The 1,982-nt window shown below is 26.9% G+C and carries 4 protein-coding genes; all 4 read left to right on the top strand.

Annotation, left to right across the window (positions count from 1 at the left end):
* Positions 1 to 249: hypothetical protein (locus tag ACRC28_RS10265; RefSeq protein ID WP_438543357.1), on the top strand; the 249-nt coding region annotated here is incomplete at its 5' end.
* A 16-nt stretch (positions 250 to 265) separates the two neighbouring features.
* Entirely contained in the window at positions 266 to 583 is a 318-nt protein-coding gene (locus ACRC28_RS10260; RefSeq protein ID WP_438543356.1) for a hypothetical protein, read from the top strand.
* A 15-nt stretch (positions 584 to 598) separates the two neighbouring features.
* Complete coding sequence (locus ACRC28_RS10255) at positions 599 to 1,162, top strand: DNRLRE domain-containing protein (protein WP_438543355.1); 564 nt, start codon at positions 599 to 601, stop codon at positions 1,160 to 1,162.
* Positions 1,163 to 1,405: 243 nt separating this feature from the next.
* Positions 1,406 to 1,982 (top strand): HAD family hydrolase (locus tag ACRC28_RS10250; RefSeq protein WP_438543354.1); only part of this gene is annotated, 577 nt, incomplete at its 3' end.

Here is a 1,982-nt window from a genome sequence, read left to right as displayed (position 1 = left end):
AAAAGTGCAGAAACAAACATAATTAGAGTTGATGTTAAAGATATAATAGATAAAATAACTGGAGAAAGTTTTAAGTTGGATATTGAAGTAGAGATAAATGGATATATTTATAAATTTTCTAGAATATATAAGGTTTCAGAAGTAGAAGCAGATAAGACTGTAATAGTTGGTAATATAAGTTTAGTTGATGATATAGAAAATTTAGAAATAAAAACAAAGGGAACTATCACAAATATAAACAAAGGTTAAAAGGGAGGTATGGACCATGCCACTACAAATTAGTATAAAACCAAACATAGCTAACAATGGAAGTGGAATGAAGACGACCACATTAGAAATTGAGATAGATGTAGAAGAATATTTAGAGGTATTAAAAGAAAATGATTTATTATTAAAAATGGAGCTTATAGTAAAGGGAATAAATATAGTGACAAAAGAAGAGGAAGAAAATATTTATGAATTTGCTAAAATCTATAAGAATATAACAACTACATCAATAATAATTTCAACAATTGTATGGGGAAAAATAGAAGACACGAATAATATAAAATGTGCTGCAATAGGAGTATTTGTGAAAAAGTAAGGGAGGTGAGAAAAGATGAAAATTGTAGATATAGAGTGTACTAAAAATACAACTTTTTCATTTAATGGGAGAGAAGGTGCGAATAAAGAAAATATAAAGGTTGGAATAGATAAATGTATAAAATACTGGAGCTATTTATACTTTAATATTTCAGAAAGTTTGCAAAATAAAGAAATTGTAGAAGCTAAATTAATTTTATATAAAATTCCAAGTAGATGTGGAAAATTAGAGTCAGAGTATTGTATTGCACCAGCAAAAGAATTTGTAAGTAAATATAGTTATTATTATAAAGACACTATAAGTATAGATAATGATTTAGGAATTGAATTTACAATCAAGAAAGATTCATGTTGTGTAGAAATAGATATAACAAAAATAGTGGAAGCTATAATAAAAGGAGAAATTGAAAATAAAGGGATGCTCTTACTTGGAAACGAAAAAAGTAAATATATAGAATTAAGTGGGTGTCAAAAGGAAAGTTATGATAAACCTTTTGTAAGAGTGAAATACGAGGAACATAATTACGTAGATGGACCTAGTGTAAATTTACCAGTAAAAATTAAAATTATAGATAATTAAAGTCCAATAGTTAAATAAAGCTATTGGACTTATTAATTATTAAGAAAACTTTAAATTAAAAGAATAAGCTATAAAAATAGTAGTAAAATAAGGTATACTGGAAATAGTAAATAGGAAATCATTTACTGAAAGAATAATAAAAATTAGAAAAGGTATTTAAAAGAGTTAAATTTTTCTTGTAAAATGTTTCTCAAGAAACATTTCAAAAAGAAATGATGAATCTTTTTGTAGAATGGTGGGAGAATGGAATACAAATGTATAATTTTTGATTTGGATGGAACAATATTAGATACAGAAGAAATGAATTTAGTTCCACTTCAAAGGTTAATAAAAGAAGAATTGAATATGGATGTAAGTTATGAAAGTCTTTTAAAATATAGAGCATATGCAGGAGAGAAGACACTTAGCCTTTTAGGATTTAAAGATATAGAAAAGTCATATCCTAAATGGGTTAAATATGTAAATGAATATGAGCATGGAGCAAAGCTTTATGATGGATTTAAGGAAGTTATAGAAAAGCTTCATGAAAAAGGAATAGTTTTATGTATTGCAAGTTCTAAGACAAGAGAGCAATATAAAATTGATTTTGAAAAGACAGATCTCCATAAATACATGACAAATGTAGTTTTAGCAGAGGACACTGAAAACCATAAGCCACATCCAGAGCCATTATTAAAGGCAGTAGAAAATCTTAATATAAATCCAAATGAATCAATCTATGTTGGAGACACATTAGCTGATTTCAAGGCTTCAAATTTAGCTGGGATGGATTTTGCACTTGCAGTATGGGGCGCAAGTGATTTAGAAGGAATTAAAGCAA

The organism is Clostridium sp., assembly GCF_051650885.1.
Taxonomy (GTDB): Bacteria; Bacillota; Clostridia; order Clostridiales; family Clostridiaceae; genus Clostridium.
Note: the sequence above shows the minus strand (reverse complement) of the source record. Positions and strands in the feature narration are given on the sequence as shown.